We start from the raw sequence: 20,794 nt of genomic DNA, 5'->3' as shown, positions 1-20,794 counted from the left end.
TGCGCTACAAACTCCGTGATCCGTTTGGGAATTGAAAGTCGCCCCGCTTAGCGTCGTCCGGGCTGTCCGTCAGGCACCGCGCCGCACCCGCGGCACCGGACAGTCATCGCCGAGTCCCCGTACGGCGCGAGCCAGGGGAGCCGGGGACCCAAGTCAGTCCCTGGGGTGAATCGGACGCCCGCGCGTGCAGCGAGGGGGTCCGTAGGAGACCTTCCTGCTCCGAACCCGTCAGCTAACCCGGTAGGCGAGAAGGAAGGAAAGGACCAGCCTGTACATGGCGTTCATGTGCGCCACCGGGAAGCACCGTCTTCCCAGCCGGATCAAGCGTTCCACCGCCCACGCCGCAGGCGTCGCGGCCCTCGCCGCCACCGGCGTCGTCGGCTCCCTCGCGGCCCCCGCGCTCGCCGCCGACAACTCGGTCGAGCAGACCGGCCTCACCCCCGTCATCACCATCGGCGACTCGATCGCCGCCAAGATCGACGCCCAGGCCGCCGCGCAGAAGCAGGCCGCCGAGACGGCCGCCCGCAAGAAGGCGGCCGAGGAGGCCGCGCGCAAGAGGGCCGAGGCCGAGGCGAAGCAGGCCCGCGAGGCAAAGGCGCGCGCCGCCCGCGAGGCCGAGCGCAAGCGCCTCAACACGTTCGTCGCGCCGATCTCCGACTCGTACGTCTCCACGGGCTACAAGGCCAGCAGTTCGCTGTGGTCCTCCGGCAGCCACACCGGTATCGACTTCCACGCCGCCACCGGCACGACCGTCCACGCGGTCGGCTACGGCACGGTCGTCCAGACCGGCTGGGGCGGCGCGTACGGCAACCAGATCGTGATCAAGATGAACGACGGGACGTACACCCAGTACGGCCATCTGTCGTCCATCGGGGTCTCCGTCGGCCAGCAGGTCGCCACCGGCCAGCAGATCGGCCTGTCCGGCTCGACCGGCAACACGACCGGACCGCACCTGCACTTCGAGGCCCGTACGACCCCCGAGTACGGCTCCGACATCGATCCCGTCGCCTACCTGCGCTCGCACGGCGTGGACGTCTGACGAAGGATCGCGAGATCCCGTGAAGGCCCCGGCTCCCCGAGCCGGGGTTTTCGCCGTTTGTGCCGCCCCGCTGGCCAAAAAATATCCATGGATTCCGGTCCGCCGTCGGAAATTCCCGCCCATTGCAATAGAGTCACGGAACACACGTCAATGGTCGACGTTTCACGGGGATTAAGGCGGAGGTCGGACATGCGTATTCCGGCGCACTCGGTGTGCACGGCCATCCGGGACGACATCGTCGCGGGTGTCTACGAGCGCGGCAGCCGCCTCACCGAGGAACTCCTCGCCCGCCGCTACGGCGTCTCGCGCGTCCCCGTCCGCGAGGCCCTGCGCACCCTGGAGGCCGAGGGCTTCGTCGTGACCCGCCGGCACGCGGGCGCGTGCGTGGCCGAGCCGACCGAGCAGGAGGCCTCCGACCTGCTGGAGATGCGTCTGCTCCTGGAGCCGCTCGGCGCCTCACGGGCCGCCCAGCGGCGCACCGAGGCTCATCTCAAGGTGCTGCGCGGCCTGGTCAGGCTGGGCCAGGAGCGGGCCAGGAGGGGCAACAGCGAGGATCTGCGGTCCCTGGGGGCCTGGTTCCACGAGACGCTCGCCCAGGCCTCCGGCAGCCCCGCCATGACCTCGACGCTGACCCAGTTGCGCCACAAGATCGCCTGGATGTACACCGTGGAGGCGCCGGCCGACCCGGTCGAGTCCTGGGCCGAGCACGGGGCGATCGTCGACGCCGTGGCGCGCGGCGACGGCGAGCGCGCGCGGGCGATCACGGCCCTGCACACCGAGCGCTCCGCCGCGGCGCACCGGCTGCGTTTCGGCGCCCCTGAACGGGTGAACGGTGTGAGGAACTCGCAACATGCCGTAAACACGCCGAGCCTGCGGCATTAACACGAGCGCCGTATACAAAGAGAAGAGAATTCGCAGGGGGGTTATTCATGCTGCCCGTCGCGGAGAATTCTGCGGCCTGGGCGCGGGAAATGCGAAGGGCTCGCCCGGTAATTCGGACGAGCCCTTCTGTGGTGCCGTGATCAGACGGTCTCGGGAAGCTCCTCGAGCCCCTCGGCGACCAGCTTGGCGAGCCGGTCGAGGGCGGCGTCCGCGCCCTCGGCGTCGGAGGCGAGGACGATCTCCTCGCCGCCCTGGGCGCCCAGGCCCAGAACGGCCAGCATGGAGGCCGCGTTGACGGGGTTGCCGTCGGCCTTGGCGATCGTCACCGGGATACCTGCGGCCGTGGCGGCCCGGACGAAGATGGAAGCGGGGCGGGCGTGGAGGCCCTCGGCCCAGCCGACGTTGACGCGGCGCTCAGCCATGTGATGCTGCCCTTCGGTGTTCAGGGTTGTCTAGACCAGTTTCCCACAACGTGAAGCGTCTCCGGAGCGGACCTTCGTTCCGTCCGGGGTGAGTGGTCGGGCCGCGGCCTCGGCCCGACCTCCGTCCCTCGCACTGCTCGGTCGTCGTCCACAGACTGCCTCGCGCCGTTGTCGGACGCGAGCCGTAGTCTGGGGCCCATGCAGACCTCGTCGGACCGGCACGAGTACCCCGCCCACTGGGAAGCCGACGTGGTGCTGCGCGACGGCGGCACCGCGCGCATCCGCCCCATCACCGTTGACGATGCGGACCGGCTGGTCAGCTTCTACGAGCAGGTGTCGGACGAGTCGAAGTACTACCGCTTCTTCGCGCCCTACCCGCGCCTGTCCGCGAAGGACGTCCACCGCTTCACGCACCACGACTTTGTGGACCGGGTGGGACTCGCGGCCACGGTCGGCGGCGAGTTCATCGCCACCGTACGCTATGACCGCATCGGCGCCGACGGGCTGCCCGCCTCCGAGTCCGACGAGGCCGAGGTCGCCTTCCTCGTCCAGGACGCCCACCAGGGCCGCGGCGTCGCCTCCGCCCTCCTGGAGCACATCGCCGCCGTCGCGCGCGAGCGCGGCATCCGCCGCTTCGCCGCCGAGGTGCTGCCCGCCAACACCAAGATGATCAAGGTGTTCACTGACGCCGGGTACACCCAGAAGCGCAGCTTCGAGGACGGCGTCGTGCGCCTGGAGTTCGACCTCGAACCCACCGACCGCTCCGTCGCCGTCCAGCGCGCGCGTGAGCAGCGCGCCGAGGCGCGGTCGGTACGGCGGCTCCTGGTGCCGGGCTCGGTCGCCGTCGTCGGCGCCGGACGCACCCCCGGGGGCGTCGGCCGCGGCATCCTCGACAACATCAAGGAAGCCGGTTACGCCGGACAGCTGTACGCGGTGAACAAGGCGTTCCCCGAGGACCTCAAGGAACTCGACGGCGTCCCCGCCCACCGCTCGGTGCGGGACATCGACGGGCCCGTCGACCTCGCGGTCGTCGCCGTACCGGCCGAGCACGTCCCCGAGGTCGTCACCGAGTGCGGCGAGCACGGCGTGCAGGGACTGGTCGTCGTCTCCGCCGGGTACGCCGAGAGCGGCCCCGACGGGCGCGAGCGCCAGCGCGAACTCGTCCGGCACGCGCGCACGTACGGCATGCGGATCATCGGGCCGAACGCCTTCGGGATCATCAACACCTCCCCCGAGGTGCGGCTCAACGCCTCCCTCGCCCCCGAGATGCCCCGCCCCGGCCGCATAGGCCTGTTCGCCCAGTCCGGCGCCATCGGCATCGCCCTGCTGTCCCGGCTGCACCGGCGCGGCGGCGGCGTCACCGGCGTCACCGGCGTGTCGACCTTCGTCTCCTCCGGCAACCGCGCGGACGTCTCCGGCAACGACGTCATCCAGTACTGGTACGACGACCCCGACACCGATGTCGTCCTCATGTACCTGGAGTCCATCGGCAACCCCCGCAAGTTCACCCGCCTCGCCCGGCGCACCGCGGCCGCGAAACCACTGGTCGTCGTCCAGGGCGCCGGCTCCGCGCCGCAGGGGCACGCCGTACGGGCGACCCGGCTGCCGCACGCCACCGTGTCCGCGCTGCTCAGGCAGGCCGGGGTGATCCGGGTCGACACCATCACCGAACTCGTCGACGCGGGGCTGCTGCTGGCCCGGCAGCCGCTGCCGGCCGGGCCGCGGGTGGCGATCCTCGGGAACTCCGAGTCGCTGGGCCTGCTCACCTACGACGCCTGTCTCTCCGAGGGACTCAGGCCGCACCGGCCCCTGGACCTCACGACGGGTGCCACGGCGGGCGACTTCCACGCGGCGCTGCTTCGGGCCCTCGGCGACGACTCCTGCGACGCGGTGGTCGTCACCGCCATCCCGGCGATCGGCGAGGCGTCGGTCGCGGACGCCGAACTGGCGCAGGCACTGAAGTCCGCCGCCGACCAGGTCCCCGGCAAACCGGTGCTCGTCGTGCACGTGGAGCTCGGCGGGCTCGCCGAGGCGCTGTCGGCGGCGGTCAGCACCGCACCCGAGCCGGACGCCGCGGCCTCGGGCACCCGCAGGCTGCGCCCCTCGCAGCAACTGCCCGCCCCGGCACCGGCGCAGGCCCCCACCCCGGACGTCGGCCCCCGCCTCATCCCGGCCTACCCCGCGGCCGAGCGGGCCGTCCGGGCCCTCGCCGAGGCCGTGAAGTACGCCCAGTGGCGGCGCGAGGCCGCCGAGCCCGGCAAGGTGCCCGAGTTCGACGACATCGACGAGAAGGGCGCCGCGCGGCTCATCGACGGCATGCTCGCGCGCGGGCAGGGCCTCACCCTCGGCACCGAGGAGACGTACGAGCTGCTCGGGCGGTACGGGATCACCCTGCACAGGGCGATACCCGCGTTCACCCCGGACGACGCCGTCCGGGCCGCCGGCGAGCTCGGCCACCCCGTCGCCCTCAAGGCCACCGCCCCGCACCTGCGACACCGCGCCGACCTCGGCGGCGTCCGCCTCGACCTCGCCGACGAGGAGCAACTGCGGCGGGCGTACGCCGAGTTGACCGGCCTGTTCGGCAAGGCGGAGGAGCTGCGGCCGGTCGTGCAGGCGATGGCACCGCGCGGCGTCGACACGGTCGTACGGGCCGTCATCGACCCGGCCGCCGGTGCCGTCCTCTCCTTCGGGCTGGCCGGGGCGGCCTCCCAGCTGCTCGGCGACATGGCCCACCGGCTGGTCCCGGTCACCGACCGGGACGCGACCTCGCTGGTCCGGTCGATCCGGACGGCACCGCTCCTGTTCGGCTGGCGCGGCTCCACCCCGGTCGACACACCCGCGCTGGAGGAACTGCTGCTGCGGGTGTCCCGGCTGGTCGACGACCACCCCGAGGTCGTCGCGGTCACCCTGGAGCCGGTCGTGGTCGCCCCGCGGGGCCTGAGCGTTCTCGGTGCCTCCGTGCGCCTCGCGCCGCCGCCCGCCCGTGACGACCTCGGTCCGCGCACGCTCCCGGTGTACTGAACGACCCCTGAGCGGTGCCTCGCAGTCAGTGCGCCCCCGTAGGATGGACGCCATGGCCAAGACCAGTACGACGACCCAGGGGCTGCGAGCGGCGATCGAGCGCAGCGGCTACTACCCGGCCCTCGTGGCCGAGGCGGTGGAGGCCGCCGTGGGCGGCGACTCCATCCGGTCGTACCTGGTCCACCAGGAGACGACGTTCGACCAGAACGAGGTGCGGCGGCACGTGACCGTGCTCGTCCTCACCGGCAACCGCTTCATCGTCAGCCACACCGACGAGCAGGCCGCCGACAGCACCTCCCCGACGCCGTACGCGACGACGTCCACGGAGTCCGTGAAGCTCGGCCGGATCTCCTCGGTCGTGGTCAGCCGGGTGGTGGCCAACCCGGAGCAGTACACCCCGGGCACCCTGCCCCGCGAGGTCGTCCTGACCATCGGCTGGGGTGCCGTCTCCCGCATCGACCTCGAGCCCGCCGCCTGCGGCGACCCCAACTGCGAGGCCGACCACGGCTACACGGGCAACTCCACGGCGGACGACCTGAGCCTGCGCGTCAGCGAGGCCGGGGACGGCCCGGAGACCGTGCGCCAGGCCCTCATCTTCGCCCAGTCGCTCTCCGAGGCGACCGCGGACATCACCCGCTGATGACCCACCCCTCTCCCCGCGCCGCCCACGACCCGGGGCGCCCCGCACCCACCCCTCCCGACGCCGTCTGGGACGCCCACATCGAACCCCTGTCCGTCGACTCCGCGCCGCTGCCCGAGTACGGCAGCGGTTCGCTCGCCGACCTGCTGCCGACCCTGGCGGCCGGCATGGGCGTGCCGGGGACAGCGGCCGCGATCGCCGAGCTGGCGCCCGCCGACCGGAACTGCGTGTTCCTTATCGACGGCCTCGGCTGGGAGCAGCTGAGAGCACACCCCGAGGAGGCGCCCTTCCTGACCTCCCTGCTCGGCAGCTCCCGCGGCGGTACCGGCCGCCCGCTGACCGCCGGCTACCCGGCGACCACGGCGACCTCCCTCGCCTCCGTCGGCACCGGCCTGCCGCCCGGCGCGCACGGTCTGCCCGGCTACACCGTGCGCGATCCGGACACCGGCGTGCTGATGAACCAACTGCGCTGGCAGCCGTGGACGGCACCGCATGTGTGGCAGCCGTACCCCACCGTCTTCCAACGCGCCCACGAGGCCGGTGTGCACGCGGCGCAGGTGTCCTCGCCGACCTTCGAGAACACCCCGCTGACCAAGGTCGCGCTCAGCGGCGGAACGTTTCACGGGCGGCTGTCGGGCGAGGACCGCATGGATCTCGCGGCACAGGAACTGGCCGCCGGCGACCGCTCCTTGGTCTACACGTACTACGCGGAGCTCGACGGCGCAGGCCACCGCTACGGCGTCGACTCCGACACCTGGCGCGGCCAGCTCATGCACGTCGACCGGCTCGTGCAGCGCCTCGCCGAGCAACTGCCGCCGCGCAGCGCGCTGTACGTCACCGCCGACCACGGCATGCTCGACGTGCCCTTCGACGAACAGCACCGCATCGACTTCGACGAGGACTGGGAACTGCGCGCCGGCGTCGCCCTGCTGGGCGGCGAGGGCCGGGCACGTCACGTGTACGCCGTCCCCGGCGCCGCGAACGACGTGCTGACCTGCTGGCGCGAGGTGCTCGGCGAGCAGTTCTGGGTGGCCTCGCGCGACGAGGCGATCGCGGCGGGCTGGTTCGGACCGCGGATCGACGAACGGGTGTACGCCCGGCTCGGCGACGTGATCGCGGCCGCGTGCGACGACGTGCTGATCATCGCGTCCGAGCGGGAGCCGAAGGAGTCGGCGATGGTCGGCAACCACGGCTCGATGACCCCCGCCGAGCAGCTGGTCCCCCTGCTCGACGTACGCTCCTGAAGCCCGTTTCCCGTACCGCTTGCCGAAAGGTGCTCAACCACCCATGCCCGAGCTGGTGTTCTTCTCCGGAACCATGGACTGCGGGAAGTCGACGCTGGCGCTGCAGATCGAGCACAACCGCTCGGCGCGCGGACTGGTCGGGATGATCTTCACCCGCGACGACCGCGCTGGCCAGGGGAAGCTCTCCTCCCGCCTGGGGCTGGTCACGGACGCGGTGGAGGTCGAGGACGAACAGGACCTGTACGCCTACCTGGTCGACCACCTCTCCCAGGGCGGCCGGGCGGACTACGTCATCGCCGACGAGGCGCAGTTCCTGGCACCCGGGCAGATCGACCAGCTCGCGCGCGTGGTCGACGACCTGGGCCTGGACGTCTACGCCTTCGGGATCACCACGGATTTTCGCTCCAAGCTCTTCCCGGGCTCCCAGCGCCTGGTGGAACTGGCCGACCGCGTGGAGGTCCTCCAGGTCGAGGCCCTGTGCTGGTGCGGCGCCCGCGCCACGCACAACGCCCGCACGATAGGCGGGGAGATGGTGGTCGAGGGCGCCCAGGTCGTGGTCGGCGACGTCGACCAGTCGGACACCATCGGCTACGAGGTCCTGTGCCGCCGCCACCACCGCCGCCGGATGACCGCGGCCACGGCCCGGGCTGCGGCCCTGTCCCCGGACGTGCTGCCGGTGTCGTCCCTCTGAGAGGTCCTGCCGCGGACTGAAGGTCAGTGCGGGCTGTGGACCAGGGCGAAGCGGGCGCCCTCGGGGTCGGAGACGATCGCCAGCCGGCCGTGGGCCGTGTCGTGCGGGGCCTTGAGGGTGTGGCCGCCCAGGTGGGCCACGTGGTCGACCGCGTCGTCCGTGTCGACTACCTCGAAGTACGTCAGCCAGTGCGGTCCCTGGTCGCGGGGCAGGGCGTGGCCGACGCCGTGGATGCCGGCGACCGGGCGGCCGTCGATGTGGAGGGTGACGTAGTCGAAGTCGGCGGAGACGACCGGCTCCTCCTCGTAGGCGAAGACCGTCTCGTAGAACTTGGCCACGCTCGCCGACTCGAAGGTCAGCAGTTCGTTCCAGGCCGGGGTTCCGGGGACGCCGGTGAGGGTGGTGCCGTAGTGCTCGGCGGTCTGCCAGATGCCGAAGACGGCGCCCGAGGGATCGGAGCCGATGGCGAGACGGCCGGCCTCGGCGGCGTCCAGCGGCCCCACCCCGATCGTGCCGCCGCACAGCCGAACCGTCTCTGCGGTCAGGTCCACGTCGTCCGAGGCGAGGTACGGCGTCCAGGCGATGGGGAGGTGGCGGTCCGACGGCAGCTGTCCGATGCCGGCCACCTCGTGGCCGTCGAGCAGGGCGCGCGAGTACGGGCCGAGTTGCTGGGGGCCCGGCTGGAACTCCCAGCCGAACAACGAACCGTAGAAGTCCTGGGTGGCCGTCAATCCGTGCACCATCAGACTCACCCAGCAGGGTGTACCGGGTGTGTGCCGAGTGTGCGTCTCGCCGTTCGGGCCGGCCGACCCCCGTGCCTCGGTCATCGTCACTCTCTCCTCGACCCCTCGCGGTGGCCGCGTCGCTTGCACCCGCCGTGCGGAGTCCTGTCCGTTCCCGGGCGACGGCCGACGGGCGTCGATCGGTTGTACAGCATGTGCCCGAGTCCGTACGCCTGGTGATCGGGCCTGTCCGGCCGAGCAGAGTAGCCGGACATGGACGGCACGGCCACCCCGTGCGCGAGGATGGTGGCCATGAACGCCATCATCTCCGCTTCTCGACTCGCGAACTGCCTGGCGGGAGCGAACCCGCCCGTCCTGCTCGACGTCCGCTGGCAGCTGACCGTGGCCAAGGCGGCCGGTGAACCGCCCTTCGACGGCCGCGCCGCGTACGCGGCCGGGCACATCCCGGGTGCCGTCCACGTCGACCTCGACGCGCAGCTCGCCTCCGCGCCCGGCGAGCGCGGCCGGCACCCGCTGCCCGACCTCGAGGTCTTCGGCTCCGCGATGCGCGCGGCCGGCGTCTCGGCCGGGAGGCCGGTGGTCGTGTACGACGGCGGACAGGGCTGGGCGGCGGCCCGCGCGTGGTGGCTGCTGCGCTGGACGGGTCACCCGGACGTGCGGGTCCTCGACGGCGGGTTGCCGACCTGGGAGGGCCCGCTGGAGACGTCCGTGCCGACGCCGGACGAGGGCGATTTCCAGCCGGTTCCGGGGGATGCCGGGTTCCTCGACGCCGACGGCGCCGCGGCCCTCGCGCGCTCGGGGGTGCTGTTCGACGCGCGGGCGGGGGAGCGGTACCGGGGAGACGTGGAGCCGATCGACCGGGTCGGCGGCCACATCCCGGGCGCGGTGTCGGCGCCCACCACGGAGAACGTCGGAGCCGACGGACGCTTCCTCCCCGCCGAGGAACTCGCCGAGCGCTTCAAGGCGCTGGGGGCCACCGACGCCTCGCAGGTCGGCGTGTACTGCGGCTCGGGCGTCTCCGGCGCCCACGAGGTGCTGGCCCTGGCCGTCGCAGGCATCCCGGCGGCGCTGTACGTCGGTTCGTGGTCGGAGTGGTCCTCGGACCCGTCACGACCGGTCGCCGTGGGCCCCGACCCGCAGTAGCCCGGCAACGGCTGAGGGCCGCACCGGAAACGGCGCGGCCCTCCAGTGCCGCGGCACCGGCTCGTACGACCCGTTACTCCTGCTTCTTGCGGCGGGTGCCGAAGACGATCTCGTCCCAACTGGGCACCGCCGCGCGGCGGCCCGGGCGGACGCCGTCGGCTTCGGCCTGGCGGTCGGTCGCGCCGACGAGGCGGTCGCGGTGGCTGCCGACCGAGCGGGGCATGAGGACGTCCGCGTACGCGGAACCCGCCGAGGCAGCGGGTGCCGGCGGCTCCTCCGCCTCGGACTCGGCGGCGGGCTCCTCCGGTGGCGGGGGCGTCTCGGCCGGGCGTTCCGGGACGACCAGGTCGCCGCGGAAGCTCGGCACCGCCTCCAACAGGCTGGTCAGCGAGTCCCGTTCACCGGCCGTGCTCTCCTCGGCCGGCTCCGATGACTGCGCCGGAAGGCTCGGCCGGTGCAGGGCGCCGTCCAGCGGGCGGTCGCGGGGCAGCCGTGCGATGCGCGGCACGAAGGGGAAGCTGGGCTCGGGCGCGGCGAGGTCCTCGGACTCGCCGATCAGCGAGCGCGCCTCCTCGTCGACGGCCTGCACGAGCCGCCGGGGCGGGTCGTAGGTCCAGCTCGCCGAGTGCGGTTCGTCGGCCACCCGGTAGACCAGCAGGACCTCCCAGGTGCCGTCGTCGCGGCGCCAGGAGTCCCACTGCACGGTGTCCTTCTCGGCGCCGCGCAGCAGCAGGCGCTCCTGGACGGCCTCGCCGAGCTGCGGACCGGCGGCGTTCTCGCCGGGCCGGCGCACCGGGGTCTTGCGGGCCCGCTCGGCCATGAACGCGCGCTCGGCGAGGACGGGGCCCTCGAAGCGGCGCACCCGGTCGACCGGGATCCCTGCCAGCTGCGCGACCTCCTCCGCGGTGGCACCGGCGCGTATACGCGCCTGGATGTCACGGGGACGGAGATGGCTCTCGACCTCGATCTCGATCTGGCCGAGGCGGGGACGGTCGCCGCGGACCGCCGCACGCAGCCGTTCGTCGATCGGAAGCGTGTACTCCGTAGAGTCGGCAGCCTTCAGCACCAGCCGTGTGCCGTCATTCGAGACGGCCACGACACGCAGTTCGGGCATGGGGACCTCCCGGGTGGTGCCTGCCGACGTCACGTGCGTCGCTGCTTCCGCTAGTCGAGTGTGGCCTGCCCGGGTGCAGCCTGCCACAACCTTGCCGAGTTGCCCGGCGTGTCGGGCACGGGCCCGGGAACGCCGTTATGGCACGGTTACCTATTCGCAACGCTAAGTGACCAACTCCGTCACCCTGTGCAACTCGCCCCCTCCCGGCGGTCCGGCAAGGCTCCGGACGCCCTGGCGGGAGACCGGACCCAGGGTTCGCAACAGTACTCCATTCGGACCACGTGCGTGGATTGGCACGCCACCCAATATCTGGCAAGGCGTGTGCCCGGGCCGCCTGTTGAGAGGGTTGAGGATCTTGAAAGTGGCGTACTTCACGCAATCGCCGGAAACGGAACCAATGGCCCGCCCCCTTTCCTACGCCCCCAACACCCGCCGCAGGTAGTCGTTCTGGAACCGGCGGTCCGGGTCGAGGCGGTCCCTCAATGCGGTGAACTCGCCGAACCGCGGGTAGACGCCCGCGAAGTACTCGGCGTCCCGGGTGTGCACCTTGCCCCAGTGCGGCCGGCCCTCGTGCGCGGTGAGGATGCGCTCGGCGGCCGTGAAGTACGCGTGGTACGGCGTGCCCTTGAACATGTGGACGGCGACGTAGGCGCTGTCCCGGCCCGAGGCGGTGGACAGCGTGATGTCGTCGGCCGGAGCCGTGCGCACCTCGACCGGGAAGCTGACCCTGAGGCCGGAGCGGTCGACCATCGCCTTCAGTTCGCGCAGCGTCTCGGTCAGCGCCGCGCGCGGGACGGCGTACTCCATCTCCACGAAGCGCACGCGGCGCGGCGACGTGTAGACCTTGTAGGGGATGTCGGTGTACGTGCGGGCGGACAGGGCCTTGCTGGAGACGCGGGCGATCGTCGGGATCGTCGCCGGGGCCGCGCGGCCGACCCACTGGGCCACCTGGAAGACGCCGTTGGAGAGGAACTCGTCCTCGAACCAGCCGGACACCGGGGGCACGGGCTTCTCCGGGCCCGCGCTGCGGTTGTTGCGCTTGGTGTTGGTGTTGCCGGTGTGCGGGAACCAGTAGAACTCGAAGTGCTCGTTCTCCGCCCAGAGTTGGTCGAAATCGGCCAGCACCTTGTCGAAGGGCATCGGTTCCTCGCGGGCCGTGAGCAAAAAGACCGGCTCCACGGCGAAGGTGATGGCGGTGACGATGCCGAGCGCGCCCAGCCCGATCCGGGCCGCCGCGAACACCTCCGGGTTCTCCTTCTCGGAGCAGACGAGGACCGTGCCGTCCGCGGTGACCAGCTCGAGCCCCTTGATCTGGGCCGCGATCGACGCCGACTCACGGCCGGTGCCATGGGTGCCGGTGCTGGTGGCCCCGGAGACCGTCTGCTCCATGATGTCGCCCATGTTGGTGAGCGACAGGCCCTCGCGCGCGAGCGCCATGTTGAGCCGCTTGAGCGGGGTGCCGGCCTCCACCGTGACGGTCATGGCGTCACGGTCGATCCCGCGGATGCCGGTCAACAGTTGAGGGCGGATCAACACACCGTCGGTGGCGGCGATGGACGTGAAGGAGTGCCCGGTGCCGACCGCCTTCACGGTCAGCCCGTCCTCGGCCGCCCGGCGCACGGCCGCGGCGAGCTCCTCCACGGAGGCCGGCGTGACCTCCCGCGCGGGACGGGCGGACACGTTGCCGCCCCAGTTACGCCACGTGCCGTTCTTCCCGCTCGCTGTGCTGCTCAACGGTGCCTCCCCGACGCGGAGCCGGCCTGCTGAGCCGGCGGTACCCCAGGAAACCGACCGTGACCGCGACGGCCCCGGACACCGCCGGGACCCCGTACCCGGCCCGCGCCCCGGCCGCGTCGATGACCCAGCCGGCCACGGAGGAGCCGAGCGCGACGCCGACCGCGAGTCCGGTGCTGATCCAGGTCATGCCCTCGGTCAACTGCGCGCGTGGTACGTGCTCTTCGATCAGGGACATCGTCGTGATCATCGTGGGTGCGATGGACAGGCCCGCCACGAAGAGCGCCACGGCCAGAAACGGCAAGTTTCCGACCAGTAGGAGGGGGATCATACTCACGGCCATCGCGCATATGCCCAGCAGCCAGCGGCGCTGCGGTGACCCGGAGAAGCGCAGCAGCCCGAACACGATCCCCGCGACGCAGGAACCCGCCGCGTACAGCGCCAGGACGACGCTCGCCGCGGCCTTGTGCCCCCGCTCGTCGGCGAAGGCCACCGTGACCACGTCCACCGCCCCGAAGATCGCCCCGGTGGCCACGAAGGTGGCGACCAGAACCCGCAGTCCACGCGCGCGCAGCGCCGAACCGCCGCCCCGGTGCTCGCGCGGGTGCGGCACCGGCTCGGTGGCCCGCTGAGCCGTCAGCCAGAAGACGCCGACCGCGAGGAAACAGGCCGCCAGCAGCGGCCCGGCCTCCGGGAACCAGGCGGTCGACAGCCCGATGGAGATGATCGGCCCGAAGATGAAGCACACCTCGTCGACCACCGACTCGAACGAGTACGCGGTGTGCAGGTGCGGAGTGCCCCGGTACAGGGCGGCCCACCGTGAGCGGACCATCGCCCCGAGACTCGGCACGGCCCCGATCCCCGCGGCGCACACGAACAGCACGGGGTCCGGCCACCCGAAGCGCGCGGCGAACAGCAGCCCCGCCGCCGAGGTGAGCGCGACGAGCGTGGCCGGCCGCAGCACGCGCCGCTGCCCGTACTGGTCGACGAGGCGCGAGATCTGCGGCCCGATCGCCGCGGCGGCCAGCGCGATGGTGGCCGAGAGGGCGCCCGCGAGCCCGTAGCGCCCGCTGATCTGGGAGATCATCGTGACCACGCCGATGCCCATCATCGACAGCGGCATCCGGCCGACGAACCCCGCGGCGGAGAAGCCCTTGGAGCCGGGGGCGGCGAACAGGGCGCGGTAGGGGCTGGGCACGGCGGCTCCGGTCAGGGGAAGGGCGGCGGGGCGGTAAGGCGCGAATGCAACCGATACAGCTTACGAGTGCGGCGGCCTTGGCGCACCTGTCCGAACGGCACGGGAACCCGGGTGGTCACCCCGCCGTTTCCCGGCTGTCAGCACCGGATGACAGGATCGACCCATGCCAGACGCGCTCGATGCCACCCCCTACGACGCCCTCCTCCTGCTCTCCTTCGGCGGCCCCGAGGGGCCCGACGACGTGGTCCCGTTCCTGGAGAACGTGACGCGCGGGCGGGGCATCCCCAAGGAACGCCTGAAGGAAGTCGGGCAGCACTACTTCCTGTTCGGCGGGGTCAGTCCCATCAACGACCAGAACCGCGCCCTCCTTGACGCCCTGCGCAAGGACTTCGCGGACCACGGCCTGGACCTGCCGGTCTACTGGGGCAACCGCAACTGGGCGCCCTACCTGACGGACACCCTGCGCGAGCTGGTCGCCGACGGCCGCCGCCGCGTCCTGGTGCTCGCCACCAGCGCCTACGCCTCGTACTCGGGCTGCCGGCAGTACCGGGAGAACCTCGCCGACTCCCTCGCCGCCCTGGAGGCCGAAGGGCTGGACCTGCCGAAGGTCGACAAGCTCCGGCACTACTTCAACCACGAGGGCTTCGTGGAGCCCATGGTCGAGGGTGTGCTGAAGTCCCTGGCCGACCTGCCCGAGGACGTCCGGGACGGCGCCCACATCGCCTTTTCGACCCACTCCATCCCGGTCGCCTCCGCCGACACCTCCGGCCCGGTCGAGGAACACGGCGACGGTGGCGCGTACGTCGCCCAGCACCTGGAGGTGGCGCGGCTGATCGCCGACGCGGTCCGCGAGCGCACCGGCGTCGACCACCCCTGGCAGCTCGTCTACCAGTCCCGTTCCGGCGCCCCGCACATCCCGTGGCTGGAGCCGGACATCTGCGACCACCTCGAGGAACGGCACGCGGCGGGCGTCCCGGCGGTCGTGATCGCCCCCATCGGCTTCGTCTCCGACCACATGGAGGTCCTCTACGACCTCGACACGGAGGCGAAGGCGAAGGCCGAGGAACTGGGCCTGCCGATGCGGCGCTCGGCCACCGTGGGCGCCGACCCGCGCTTCGCCGCGGCCGTCCGCGACCTCGTCCTGGAGCGCGCGGCCGTCGAACGCGGCCAGGACGTCAGCCCCTGCGCCCTGGGTGCGCTCGGCGCGAGCCACAACCTCTGCCCGATCGGCTGCTGCCCGGCCCGCGCCCCGCGCCCGGCCGCCGCGGGCGCCGACAGCCCCTACGCCTGAGGAGCCCCGTGCCCGACGACGCGCTGCACACCGATCTGCTCGCCCTCGCCCGGCAGGCCGCCCACGAGGCCGGCACCCTGCTGCGGGACGGCCGTCCCGCCGACCTCGCGGTGGCGGCCACCAAGTCGAGCCCCATCGACGTGGTCACGGAGATGGACATCGCGGCGGAGAAACTGATCACGGACCTGATCTCCTCCCACCGCCCCGACGACGGCTTCCTCGGCGAGGAGGGCGCGTCCGTCGAGGGCACGAGCGGCGTCCGCTGGGTGATCGACCCGCTCGACGGCACCGTCAACTACCTCTACGGCCTGCCGACCTGGTCCGTCTCCATCGCGGCCGAGCAGGAAGGCGAGACGGTCGTCGGGGTGGTGGCGGTCCCGATGCGCGGTGAGACCTTCCACGCGGTCCGGGGAACCGGAGCCTGGGCGACGGGTGCCTGGGCCGGCGAGCGCCGTCTGGCCTGCCGCCCCACCGCCCCGCTGGACCAGGCCCTGGTCTCGACCGGCTTCAACTACGTCGCCGAGGTGCGCGGCCACCAGGCCGAGGTGGCCGGGCGGCTGATCCCGCTCCTGCGGGACATCCGGCGCGGCGGCTCGGCTGCGGTCGACCTGTGCGACCTCGCGGCGGGCCGTCTCGACGGCTACTACGAGCGTGGCCTGAACGCCTGGGACGGCGCCGCGGGCGATCTCATCGCCCGGGAGGCGGGCGCCCTGACCGGTGGACGCCCCGGAGAACGCCCCTCACGCGACCTGACGGTCGCCGGGACCCCGGGTGTCTTCGAGCCCCTCCAGCGCCTCCTGGAGGACTTCGGCGCCTGGCACGACTGACGGGACCCACTGCCGCGGCGCCGGCAGCACGCACAGCGGGCCCCCGGCGCTGGATTCGCCGGGGGCCCGCTGTCGCGCTCACGAGCGATCAGACGCTATGCGCCGACCTCCACACCGTGCTCGGCGGCGAGGCGGCGCAGGTCGTCGAGCTCTCCCTGCTCCACCTCGACGAGGAAGTCGTCGCCCTCGTCGAGAGCCCGCGTCAGGTCGGACTCGGTCGCCTTTATGCGCTGCAGAAGTCCTGCGGTGAATGCGTCCATGCTGCGCCCCCTCGTCCTGGGTCGTGGGTCGATGGCACGGGGGTGTGCCGTTCGGAAGGGGCGATCACGTCTCCGGCAGATGCCCAGCCGCGTTGCCCTGCTGGGCGGCGACGATGCCGGGCACCCGCACGTCCACTCTGCGGAAAGCGGATTGCGCCGTGCCGCATGGTGTTGCGGCACTAGCAGAGCGTGATCGCGGGGTATGAACCGTCCTCCCCGCGCTTCCTTCCACGGAAACCTCAACCGCGCGAGAAAATTTCGCATTCCCGGTCTCACACCCGCCCTTCATCTCACGACCACCCACCACCCCCCGGCGCTTAACCGCCGCTCACCAGGCCCCGGACCGTCTTACAGCCGACTTACGGCCGAAAAGGGCAGGATGGAGGCACACACTCTCGAAGAACCCTGCCCATAACCCCTGCCCGCGAGCCCGGTCGGTGCCGCGCGGGCGGACCTCAGGAAGGACAAGCGACGTGCGCGTACTCGTCGTCGAGGACGAGCAGCTGCTCGCCGATGCGGTGGCCACCGGACTGCGCCGGGAGGCCATGGCCGTCGACGTCGTGTACGACGGTGCGGCCGCCCTGGAGCGCATCGGCGTCAACGACTACGACGTGGTCGTCCTCGACCGCGACCTCCCGCTCGTCCACGGCGACGACGTCTGCCGCAAGATCGTCGAGCTGGGCATGCCCACGCGCGTGCTCATGCTCACGGCCTCCGGCGACGTCAGCGACCGCGTGGAGGGCCTGGAGATCGGCGCCGACGACTACCTCCCCAAGCCCTTCGCGTTCAGCGAGCTCATCGCACGCGTGCGGGCCCTCGGCCGGCGCACCAGCGTGCCGCTGCCGCCCGTCCTGGAGCGCGCCGGCATCAAGCTCGACCCCAACCGCCGCGAGGTCTTCCGCGACGGCAAGGAGGTCCAGCTCGCGCCCAAGGAGTTCGCCGTCCTGGAGGTCCTGATGCGCTCCGAGGGCGCCGTCGTCTCGGCGGAGCAGCTGCTGGAGAAGGCCTGGGACGAGAACACCGACCCGTTCACCAACGTCGTCCGCGTGACCGTCATGACCCTGCGCCGCAAGCTCGGCGAGCCGCCCGTCATCGTGACCGTGCCCGGCTCCGGCTACCGGATCTGATCCCCGATGGCAGCAACACCCGCTCTCCCCACGGCACCCCCCAAGCCCACCTGGGACCCCAGGAAGCCCGAACCGCCGTTCCCGTGGCTGCGGCCCACCATCCGCATACGCCTCACGCTGCTGTACGGCGGCATGTTCCTGATCGCCGGGATCCTGCTGCTGTCGATCATCTATCTGCTGGCGGCCCAGGCCCTGCATGAGGGCAGCGGGCAGTCCTTCTCGGTGAGCGGCACCAACCTCAGCATCACCAGCGGTACCTGCCCCCAGCTCAATCAGGCGAGCAGCAACGCCGAGCTGAACTCGATCCTCAAGTCGTGCGACGCCGTTCAGCGCCAGCACGCCCTGGACGACCTCCTCAGCCGCTCGCTGCTGGCCCTGCTCGGCCTCGCCGTGATCGCCTTCGCGTTCGGCTACGCGATGGCCGGCCGGGTCCTGGCGCCGCTCGGCCGCATCACGCGCACCGCGCGCGCGGTGGCCGGCTCGGACCTCTCCCGGAGGATCGAGCTGGACGGCCCGGACGACGAGCTCAAGGAGCTGGCGGACACCTTCGACGACATGCTGGAGCGTCTGCAGCGCGCCTTCACCGCCCAGCAGCGCTTCGTCGGCAACGCCTCGCACGAGCTGCGCACCCCGCTCGCGATCAACCGCACGCTGCTCGAGGTCCACCTCTCCGACCCGAACGCGCCCGTGGAGCTCCAGCAGCTCGGCAAGACCCTGCTGGCCACCAACGAGCGCAGCGAGCAACTGGTGGAGGGTCTGCTGCTGCTCGCCCGCAGCGACAACCAGATCGTCGAGCGCAAGCCCGTTGACCTCGCCGAGGTCGCCGAGCAGGCCGTCGACCAGGTGATGGCGGAGGCGGAGGCCAAGGGCGTGGTGATCCGCGGGGAGCAGAAGCCCGCGGTCGTCCAGGGCAACGGCGTGCTGCTGGAACGCATCGCGCTGAACCTCGTCCAGAACGCCGTGCGGTACAACGTTCCCGAGGGCGGCTGGGTCGAGGTCACCACCGACGTCCAGCACGGCCAGGCGATCCTGGTCGTGTCGAACACCGGGCCGGTCGTGCCGGCGTACGAGATCGACAACCTTTTCGAGCCCTTCCGGCGGCTGCGTACGGAGCGCACGGGCAGCGACAAGGGTGTCGGGCTCGGTCTGTCCATCGTGCGGTCCGTGGCGCGGGCGCACGGCGGGCACATCTCGGCTCAGCCGCGTGAGGGGGGTGGGCTGGTGATGCGGGTCGCACTTCCCATCTGAGATCATGTCGCCAACACACGAAGTTGTTCGCTTTACGCGGAATTTTCGGGCCACCGAAGCGGGCACTCCATGTGTGATCGATCACATGGGCGATTTTCCGGCCATCTACTCTCCGTGATCAAGTCGGCCGCCGCAAAGTCGGGAAAATCCGGGTTTTCGGGGGTCTTGATCACGGGAAGTACAGGTTGAGACGCCTTTGAAGAGCGGTAGGCGGACCGTGTACGGTCCCGTTCGCCATCCAAGCCGATCACTCTTGAGGAGTCCGGTTGGGTGTCGATTGAGTAACAGACCTTGATGTGAGGCAAAATCTCCGCCTCGAGGCGGGCACAAGTCCGGCCTCTCACGCGTTACGTGCGCTGGAGACACCCGCAGACACCCAGAGGGGGAGAGCGAAATGGCAACGGATTACGACACCCCACGCAAGACCGACGACGATGTGGACTCCGACAGCCTGGAAGAGCTGAAGGCCCGGAGGAACGACAAGTCCACCTCGTCGGTCGACGTCGACGAGTTCGAGGCCGCTGAAGGCCTGGAACTGCCCGGGGCCGACCTCTCCAACGAGGAGCTGGCCGTCCGGGTACTGCCCAAGCAGCAGGACGAGTTCACCTGCATGAGCTGCTTCCTGGTGCACCACCGCAGCCAGCTGGCCCGCGAGAAGAACGGTCAGCCGATCTGCCGCGACTGCGACTGAGGACGGGTCGGCCGTGACTGGCTCGACCCCTCCCTGGAAGCGCCGCTCCTCCCCGGGAGCGGACGAAGGGCCGCAGGACGGCCCTCACCACGCGCGTGACGACGAGCGGGGCTCATCCGGTACGACTTCGCACACCACGGAGTCCGCGGGATCGGCCTCGCTCGAAGCGCCGGCCGGCCGGGCCGACCACCCGGTGCCGACGCAACGGACGAATCCCGCGCCCGTCGCCCGGCGGCGGGCCGCGGCGATCCGGGACAAGGCCAGGGAAGGCGTCCGCGAAGGCGTCCGCAAGGGCGGTGGCCGGGCCCGGGCGGGCCTCGCCTACCTCGCCGACCGGATCATCGAGAACGCCCCGCGGGTGCCCGTACGTGACCTCCCGACCCTCCGCAGGCAGTTTCCGGGTCTGGGGCCCGAACAACTCGCCGACAAGCTCGTGGTGGGCGCGGCGAGCGCCACCGCGACGGTCGGCGCCAGCGTCGGGGCGGCGGCCATGCTGCCCGTACCGCCCGCCATGCCCACCGAACTGGCCGCCGAGATCACCGGCGTGGCCGCGATCGAGCTGAAGCTGATCGCCGAGCTCCACGAGGTCTACGGCGTACGGCCGCCCGGCAACCTCAAGGACCGCAGCACCGCCTACCTGAACGCGTGGGCGGGGGAGCGCGGCATCGAGGTGACCAAGCCGTCGACCTTCGTCGGAGCCGTCAACTCCCCGCTGAAGCAGCGGCTGCGGCAGCAGATCATGAGGCGCGTCGTGCGCGACCTGCCCAACCTGATGCCCTTCATGGTGGGTGCCGCGGTCGGGGCGGTCATGAACCGCCGCGACACCAGAAAGCTCGCCGACCGCATCCGCAAGGACCTGCGCGGGATCCAGGTCCCCTGGGACGCGCTGGACGACCTGCCGCCCTTGGACGCCCCGGCGCATCCACTGGAGCTGGGGGACGGCGCCGAGGCCTGATCCTCGCGGGCGAGTGTCCTACGCAGCCGCCTCGCGCGCCGCCTCCAGCGCCTGGGCCAGTCGCTGCGGCTCCCGGGTCGACAGGTACAGGTACGGCGTCGGGTCCGCGGGGTCGGTGACCTCGACCCGCAGCGCCGTCGGGATATAGGCGCGCAGCAGCATGAACGCGCGCGTGTCCGCCTTGTACGTCCGCCAGGCCCGCGCCTCCTCGCCCTCCAGGACCTCCGCGCCGCCCAGGGCCGTCACCGGGATCTTCGCCTCGCCCGCGATCAACGAGCCGCCCACCACCCGGATGCGGACCGAGCCGTACGAGCTCGCCATGACGGCCGCGACCGCCGTGCCGCCGACCAGTCCGCCCAGCAGCGGCAGCGTGCCGAAGGGCAGCAGGATCAGGGCGAAGGAGACGCCCACCAGGAAGGAGATCAGCCACCACGAGCGGGGAGCGGTGAGGCGTTCTTCGTAAGGGGCGGTGGAGAGCTGCATGGGGCCAAGCTTGGCACGGTGTCCGGACAGGCCGGACGCGC

Annotated in this window: 20 protein-coding genes and 1 riboswitch; of the genes, 13 read left to right on the top strand and 7 right to left on the bottom strand. The window is 71.7% G+C overall.

Going from position 1 to position 20,794, the window contains the following annotated elements:
- Positions 1 to 97 precede the first annotated feature (97 nt).
- Positions 98 to 261: riboswitch (cyclic di-AMP (ydaO/yuaA leader) on the top strand.
- Positions 262 to 274: 13 nt separating this feature from the next.
- Positions 275 to 1,039 carry a M23 family metallopeptidase gene (locus ACIRVK_RS32625; protein ID WP_404253482.1) on the top strand — a complete coding sequence of 255 codons (765 nt, stop codon included), beginning with the start codon at positions 275 to 277 and terminating at the stop codon, positions 1,037 to 1,039.
- A 189-nt stretch (positions 1,040 to 1,228) separates the two neighbouring features.
- Positions 1,229 to 1,921 (top strand): GntR family transcriptional regulator, encoded by a 693-nt coding sequence (locus ACIRVK_RS32620; protein WP_404253480.1) that lies wholly within the window; start codon positions 1,229 to 1,231, stop codon positions 1,919 to 1,921.
- A 140-nt stretch (positions 1,922 to 2,061) separates the two neighbouring features.
- On the opposite strand, the gene ACIRVK_RS32615 is transcribed toward ACIRVK_RS32620, so the two are convergent.
- The gene (locus tag ACIRVK_RS32615) at positions 2,062 to 2,343 is read right to left on the bottom strand and encodes an HPr family phosphocarrier protein (RefSeq protein ID WP_007385204.1); all 282 of its coding nucleotides are present in this window, start codon (positions 2,341 to 2,343) and stop codon (positions 2,062 to 2,064) included.
- Positions 2,344 to 2,541: 198 nt separating this feature from the next.
- On the opposite strand from ACIRVK_RS32615, the gene ACIRVK_RS32610 reads away from it, so the two are divergent.
- The 4 genes from ACIRVK_RS32610 to ACIRVK_RS32595 are packed head-to-tail and all read left to right on the top strand — an operon-like array spanning position 2,542 to position 7,939.
- Positions 2,542 to 5,364, top strand: a complete 2,823-nt coding sequence (locus ACIRVK_RS32610) for a GNAT family N-acetyltransferase (protein WP_404253478.1) — start codon at positions 2,542 to 2,544, stop codon at positions 5,362 to 5,364.
- A gap of 43 nt (positions 5,365 to 5,407) precedes the next feature.
- Positions 5,408 to 6,004 (top strand): DUF5998 family protein, encoded by a 597-nt coding sequence (locus ACIRVK_RS32605; RefSeq protein WP_404253554.1) that lies wholly within the window; start codon positions 5,408 to 5,410, stop codon positions 6,002 to 6,004.
- Positions 6,004 to 7,248: an alkaline phosphatase family protein gene (locus ACIRVK_RS32600; RefSeq protein WP_404253476.1), complete on the top strand. Its 1,245-nt coding sequence runs from the start codon at positions 6,004 to 6,006 to the stop codon at positions 7,246 to 7,248. The genes ACIRVK_RS32605 and ACIRVK_RS32600 overlap by 1 nt, the downstream gene beginning before the upstream one ends.
- A 43-nt stretch (positions 7,249 to 7,291) precedes the next feature.
- Positions 7,292 to 7,939 (top strand): thymidine kinase, encoded by a 648-nt coding sequence (locus tag ACIRVK_RS32595; protein ID WP_404253474.1) that lies wholly within the window; start codon positions 7,292 to 7,294, stop codon positions 7,937 to 7,939.
- A 23-nt stretch (positions 7,940 to 7,962) separates the two neighbouring features.
- On the opposite strand, the gene ACIRVK_RS32590 is transcribed toward ACIRVK_RS32595, so the two are convergent.
- A complete protein-coding gene (locus tag ACIRVK_RS32590) occupies positions 7,963 to 8,766 on the bottom strand; it encodes a VOC family protein (protein WP_404253472.1) in 804 nt (267 codons plus the stop codon).
- Positions 8,767 to 8,973: 207 nt separating this feature from the next.
- On the opposite strand from ACIRVK_RS32590, the gene ACIRVK_RS32585 reads away from it, so the two are divergent.
- Positions 8,974 to 9,825 carry a sulfurtransferase gene (locus tag ACIRVK_RS32585; RefSeq protein WP_404253470.1) on the top strand — a complete coding sequence of 284 codons (852 nt, stop codon included), beginning with the start codon at positions 8,974 to 8,976 and terminating at the stop codon, positions 9,823 to 9,825.
- 73 nt (positions 9,826 to 9,898) lie between these two features.
- On the opposite strand, the gene sepH is transcribed toward ACIRVK_RS32585, so the two are convergent.
- The 3 genes from sepH to ACIRVK_RS32570 form a co-directional block, all read right to left on the bottom strand.
- Complete coding sequence (gene sepH, locus ACIRVK_RS32580) at positions 9,899 to 10,939, bottom strand: septation protein SepH (protein WP_404253468.1); 1,041 nt, start codon at positions 10,937 to 10,939, stop codon at positions 9,899 to 9,901.
- Positions 10,940 to 11,353: 414 nt separating this feature from the next.
- Positions 11,354 to 12,673 (bottom strand): D-arabinono-1,4-lactone oxidase, encoded by a 1,320-nt coding sequence (locus tag ACIRVK_RS32575; RefSeq protein WP_404253466.1) that lies wholly within the window; start codon positions 12,671 to 12,673, stop codon positions 11,354 to 11,356.
- On the bottom strand, positions 12,633 to 13,871 hold the full coding sequence (locus ACIRVK_RS32570) for an MFS transporter (RefSeq protein ID WP_404253464.1): 1,239 nt from the start codon (positions 13,869 to 13,871) through the stop codon (positions 12,633 to 12,635). Before ACIRVK_RS32570 ends, ACIRVK_RS32575 begins: the two co-directional genes overlap by 41 nt.
- A gap of 163 nt (positions 13,872 to 14,034) precedes the next feature.
- Between ACIRVK_RS32570 and ACIRVK_RS32565 the strand changes: the two genes are divergently transcribed.
- Both ACIRVK_RS32565 and ACIRVK_RS32560 read left to right on the top strand, forming a co-directional pair.
- The gene (locus ACIRVK_RS32565; protein ID WP_404253462.1) at positions 14,035 to 15,162 is read left to right on the top strand and encodes a ferrochelatase; all 1,128 of its coding nucleotides are present in this window, start codon (positions 14,035 to 14,037) and stop codon (positions 15,160 to 15,162) included.
- Positions 15,163 to 15,170: 8 nt separating this feature from the next.
- Positions 15,171 to 15,989 carry an inositol monophosphatase family protein gene (locus ACIRVK_RS32560; RefSeq protein ID WP_404253460.1) on the top strand — a complete coding sequence of 273 codons (819 nt, stop codon included), beginning with the start codon at positions 15,171 to 15,173 and terminating at the stop codon, positions 15,987 to 15,989.
- Between the two features lie 95 nt (positions 15,990 to 16,084).
- Here ACIRVK_RS32560 and ACIRVK_RS32555 read toward each other — a convergent pair whose 3' ends face one another.
- Positions 16,085 to 16,249: a hypothetical protein gene (locus ACIRVK_RS32555; RefSeq protein WP_404253458.1), complete on the bottom strand. Its 165-nt coding sequence runs from the start codon at positions 16,247 to 16,249 to the stop codon at positions 16,085 to 16,087.
- Positions 16,250 to 16,722: 473 nt separating this feature from the next.
- Here ACIRVK_RS32555 and ACIRVK_RS32550 point away from each other — a divergent pair, with 473 nt between their 5' ends.
- The 4 genes from ACIRVK_RS32550 to ACIRVK_RS32535 all read left to right on the top strand — a co-directional run bounded on the left by ACIRVK_RS32550 (position 16,723) and on the right by ACIRVK_RS32535 (position 20,270).
- A complete protein-coding gene (locus tag ACIRVK_RS32550) occupies positions 16,723 to 17,376 on the top strand; it encodes a response regulator transcription factor (protein WP_003993508.1) in 654 nt (217 codons plus the stop codon).
- 6 nt (positions 17,377 to 17,382) lie between these two features.
- The gene (locus tag ACIRVK_RS32545; RefSeq protein WP_404253456.1) at positions 17,383 to 18,624 is read left to right on the top strand and encodes a sensor histidine kinase; all 1,242 of its coding nucleotides are present in this window, start codon (positions 17,383 to 17,385) and stop codon (positions 18,622 to 18,624) included.
- 394 nt (positions 18,625 to 19,018) lie between these two features.
- Positions 19,019 to 19,315, top strand: coding sequence for a DUF4193 domain-containing protein (locus ACIRVK_RS32540; protein ID WP_003997302.1), 297 nt, complete (start codon positions 19,019 to 19,021; stop codon positions 19,313 to 19,315).
- Between the two features lie 13 nt (positions 19,316 to 19,328).
- Entirely contained in the window at positions 19,329 to 20,270 is a 942-nt protein-coding gene (locus ACIRVK_RS32535) for a hypothetical protein (RefSeq protein WP_404253454.1), read from the top strand.
- Positions 20,271 to 20,288: 18 nt separating this feature from the next.
- Here the strand turns inward: ACIRVK_RS32535 and ACIRVK_RS32530 are convergent, their stop codons facing one another.
- Positions 20,289 to 20,753 carry a DUF3093 domain-containing protein gene (locus tag ACIRVK_RS32530; protein WP_404253452.1) on the bottom strand — a complete coding sequence of 155 codons (465 nt, stop codon included), beginning with the start codon at positions 20,751 to 20,753 and terminating at the stop codon, positions 20,289 to 20,291.
- Positions 20,754 to 20,794 lie beyond the last annotated feature (41 nt).

It is taken from the genome of Streptomyces sp. NPDC101152, from assembly GCF_044768275.1.
Lineage (GTDB): Bacteria > Actinomycetota > Actinomycetes > Streptomycetales > Streptomycetaceae > Streptomyces.
Note: the sequence above shows the minus strand (reverse complement) of the source record. Positions and strands in the feature narration are given on the sequence as shown.

Coding starts and splice junctions, on each gene's coding strand:
- ACIRVK_RS32565 (WP_404253462.1), top strand. CDS start 14,035: ATGCCAGACGCGCTCGATGCCACCCCCTACGACGCCCTCCTCCTGCTC.
- ACIRVK_RS32625 (WP_404253482.1), top strand. CDS start 275: ATGGCGTTCATGTGCGCCACCGGGAAGCACCGTCTTCCCAGCCGGATC.
- ACIRVK_RS32555 (WP_404253458.1), bottom strand. CDS start 16,249: ATGGACGCATTCACCGCAGGACTTCTGCAGCGCATAAAGGCGACCGAG.
- ACIRVK_RS32595 (WP_404253474.1), top strand. CDS start 7,292: ATGCCCGAGCTGGTGTTCTTCTCCGGAACCATGGACTGCGGGAAGTCG.
- ACIRVK_RS32545 (WP_404253456.1), top strand. CDS start 17,383: ATGGCAGCAACACCCGCTCTCCCCACGGCACCCCCCAAGCCCACCTGG.
- ACIRVK_RS32585 (WP_404253470.1), top strand. CDS start 8,974: ATGAACGCCATCATCTCCGCTTCTCGACTCGCGAACTGCCTGGCGGGA.
- ACIRVK_RS32620 (WP_404253480.1), top strand. CDS start 1,229: ATGCGTATTCCGGCGCACTCGGTGTGCACGGCCATCCGGGACGACATC.
- ACIRVK_RS32590 (WP_404253472.1), bottom strand. CDS start 8,766: ATGACCGAGGCACGGGGGTCGGCCGGCCCGAACGGCGAGACGCACACT.
- ACIRVK_RS32530 (WP_404253452.1), bottom strand. CDS start 20,753: ATGCAGCTCTCCACCGCCCCTTACGAAGAACGCCTCACCGCTCCCCGC.
- ACIRVK_RS32615 (WP_007385204.1), bottom strand. CDS start 2,343: ATGGCTGAGCGCCGCGTCAACGTCGGCTGGGCCGAGGGCCTCCACGCC.
- ACIRVK_RS32605 (WP_404253554.1), top strand. CDS start 5,408: ATGGACGCCATGGCCAAGACCAGTACGACGACCCAGGGGCTGCGAGCG.
- ACIRVK_RS32540 (WP_003997302.1), top strand. CDS start 19,019: ATGGCAACGGATTACGACACCCCACGCAAGACCGACGACGATGTGGAC.
- ACIRVK_RS32600 (WP_404253476.1), top strand. CDS start 6,004: ATGACCCACCCCTCTCCCCGCGCCGCCCACGACCCGGGGCGCCCCGCA.
- sepH (WP_404253468.1), bottom strand. CDS start 10,939: ATGCCCGAACTGCGTGTCGTGGCCGTCTCGAATGACGGCACACGGCTG.
- ACIRVK_RS32610 (WP_404253478.1), top strand. CDS start 2,542: ATGCAGACCTCGTCGGACCGGCACGAGTACCCCGCCCACTGGGAAGCC.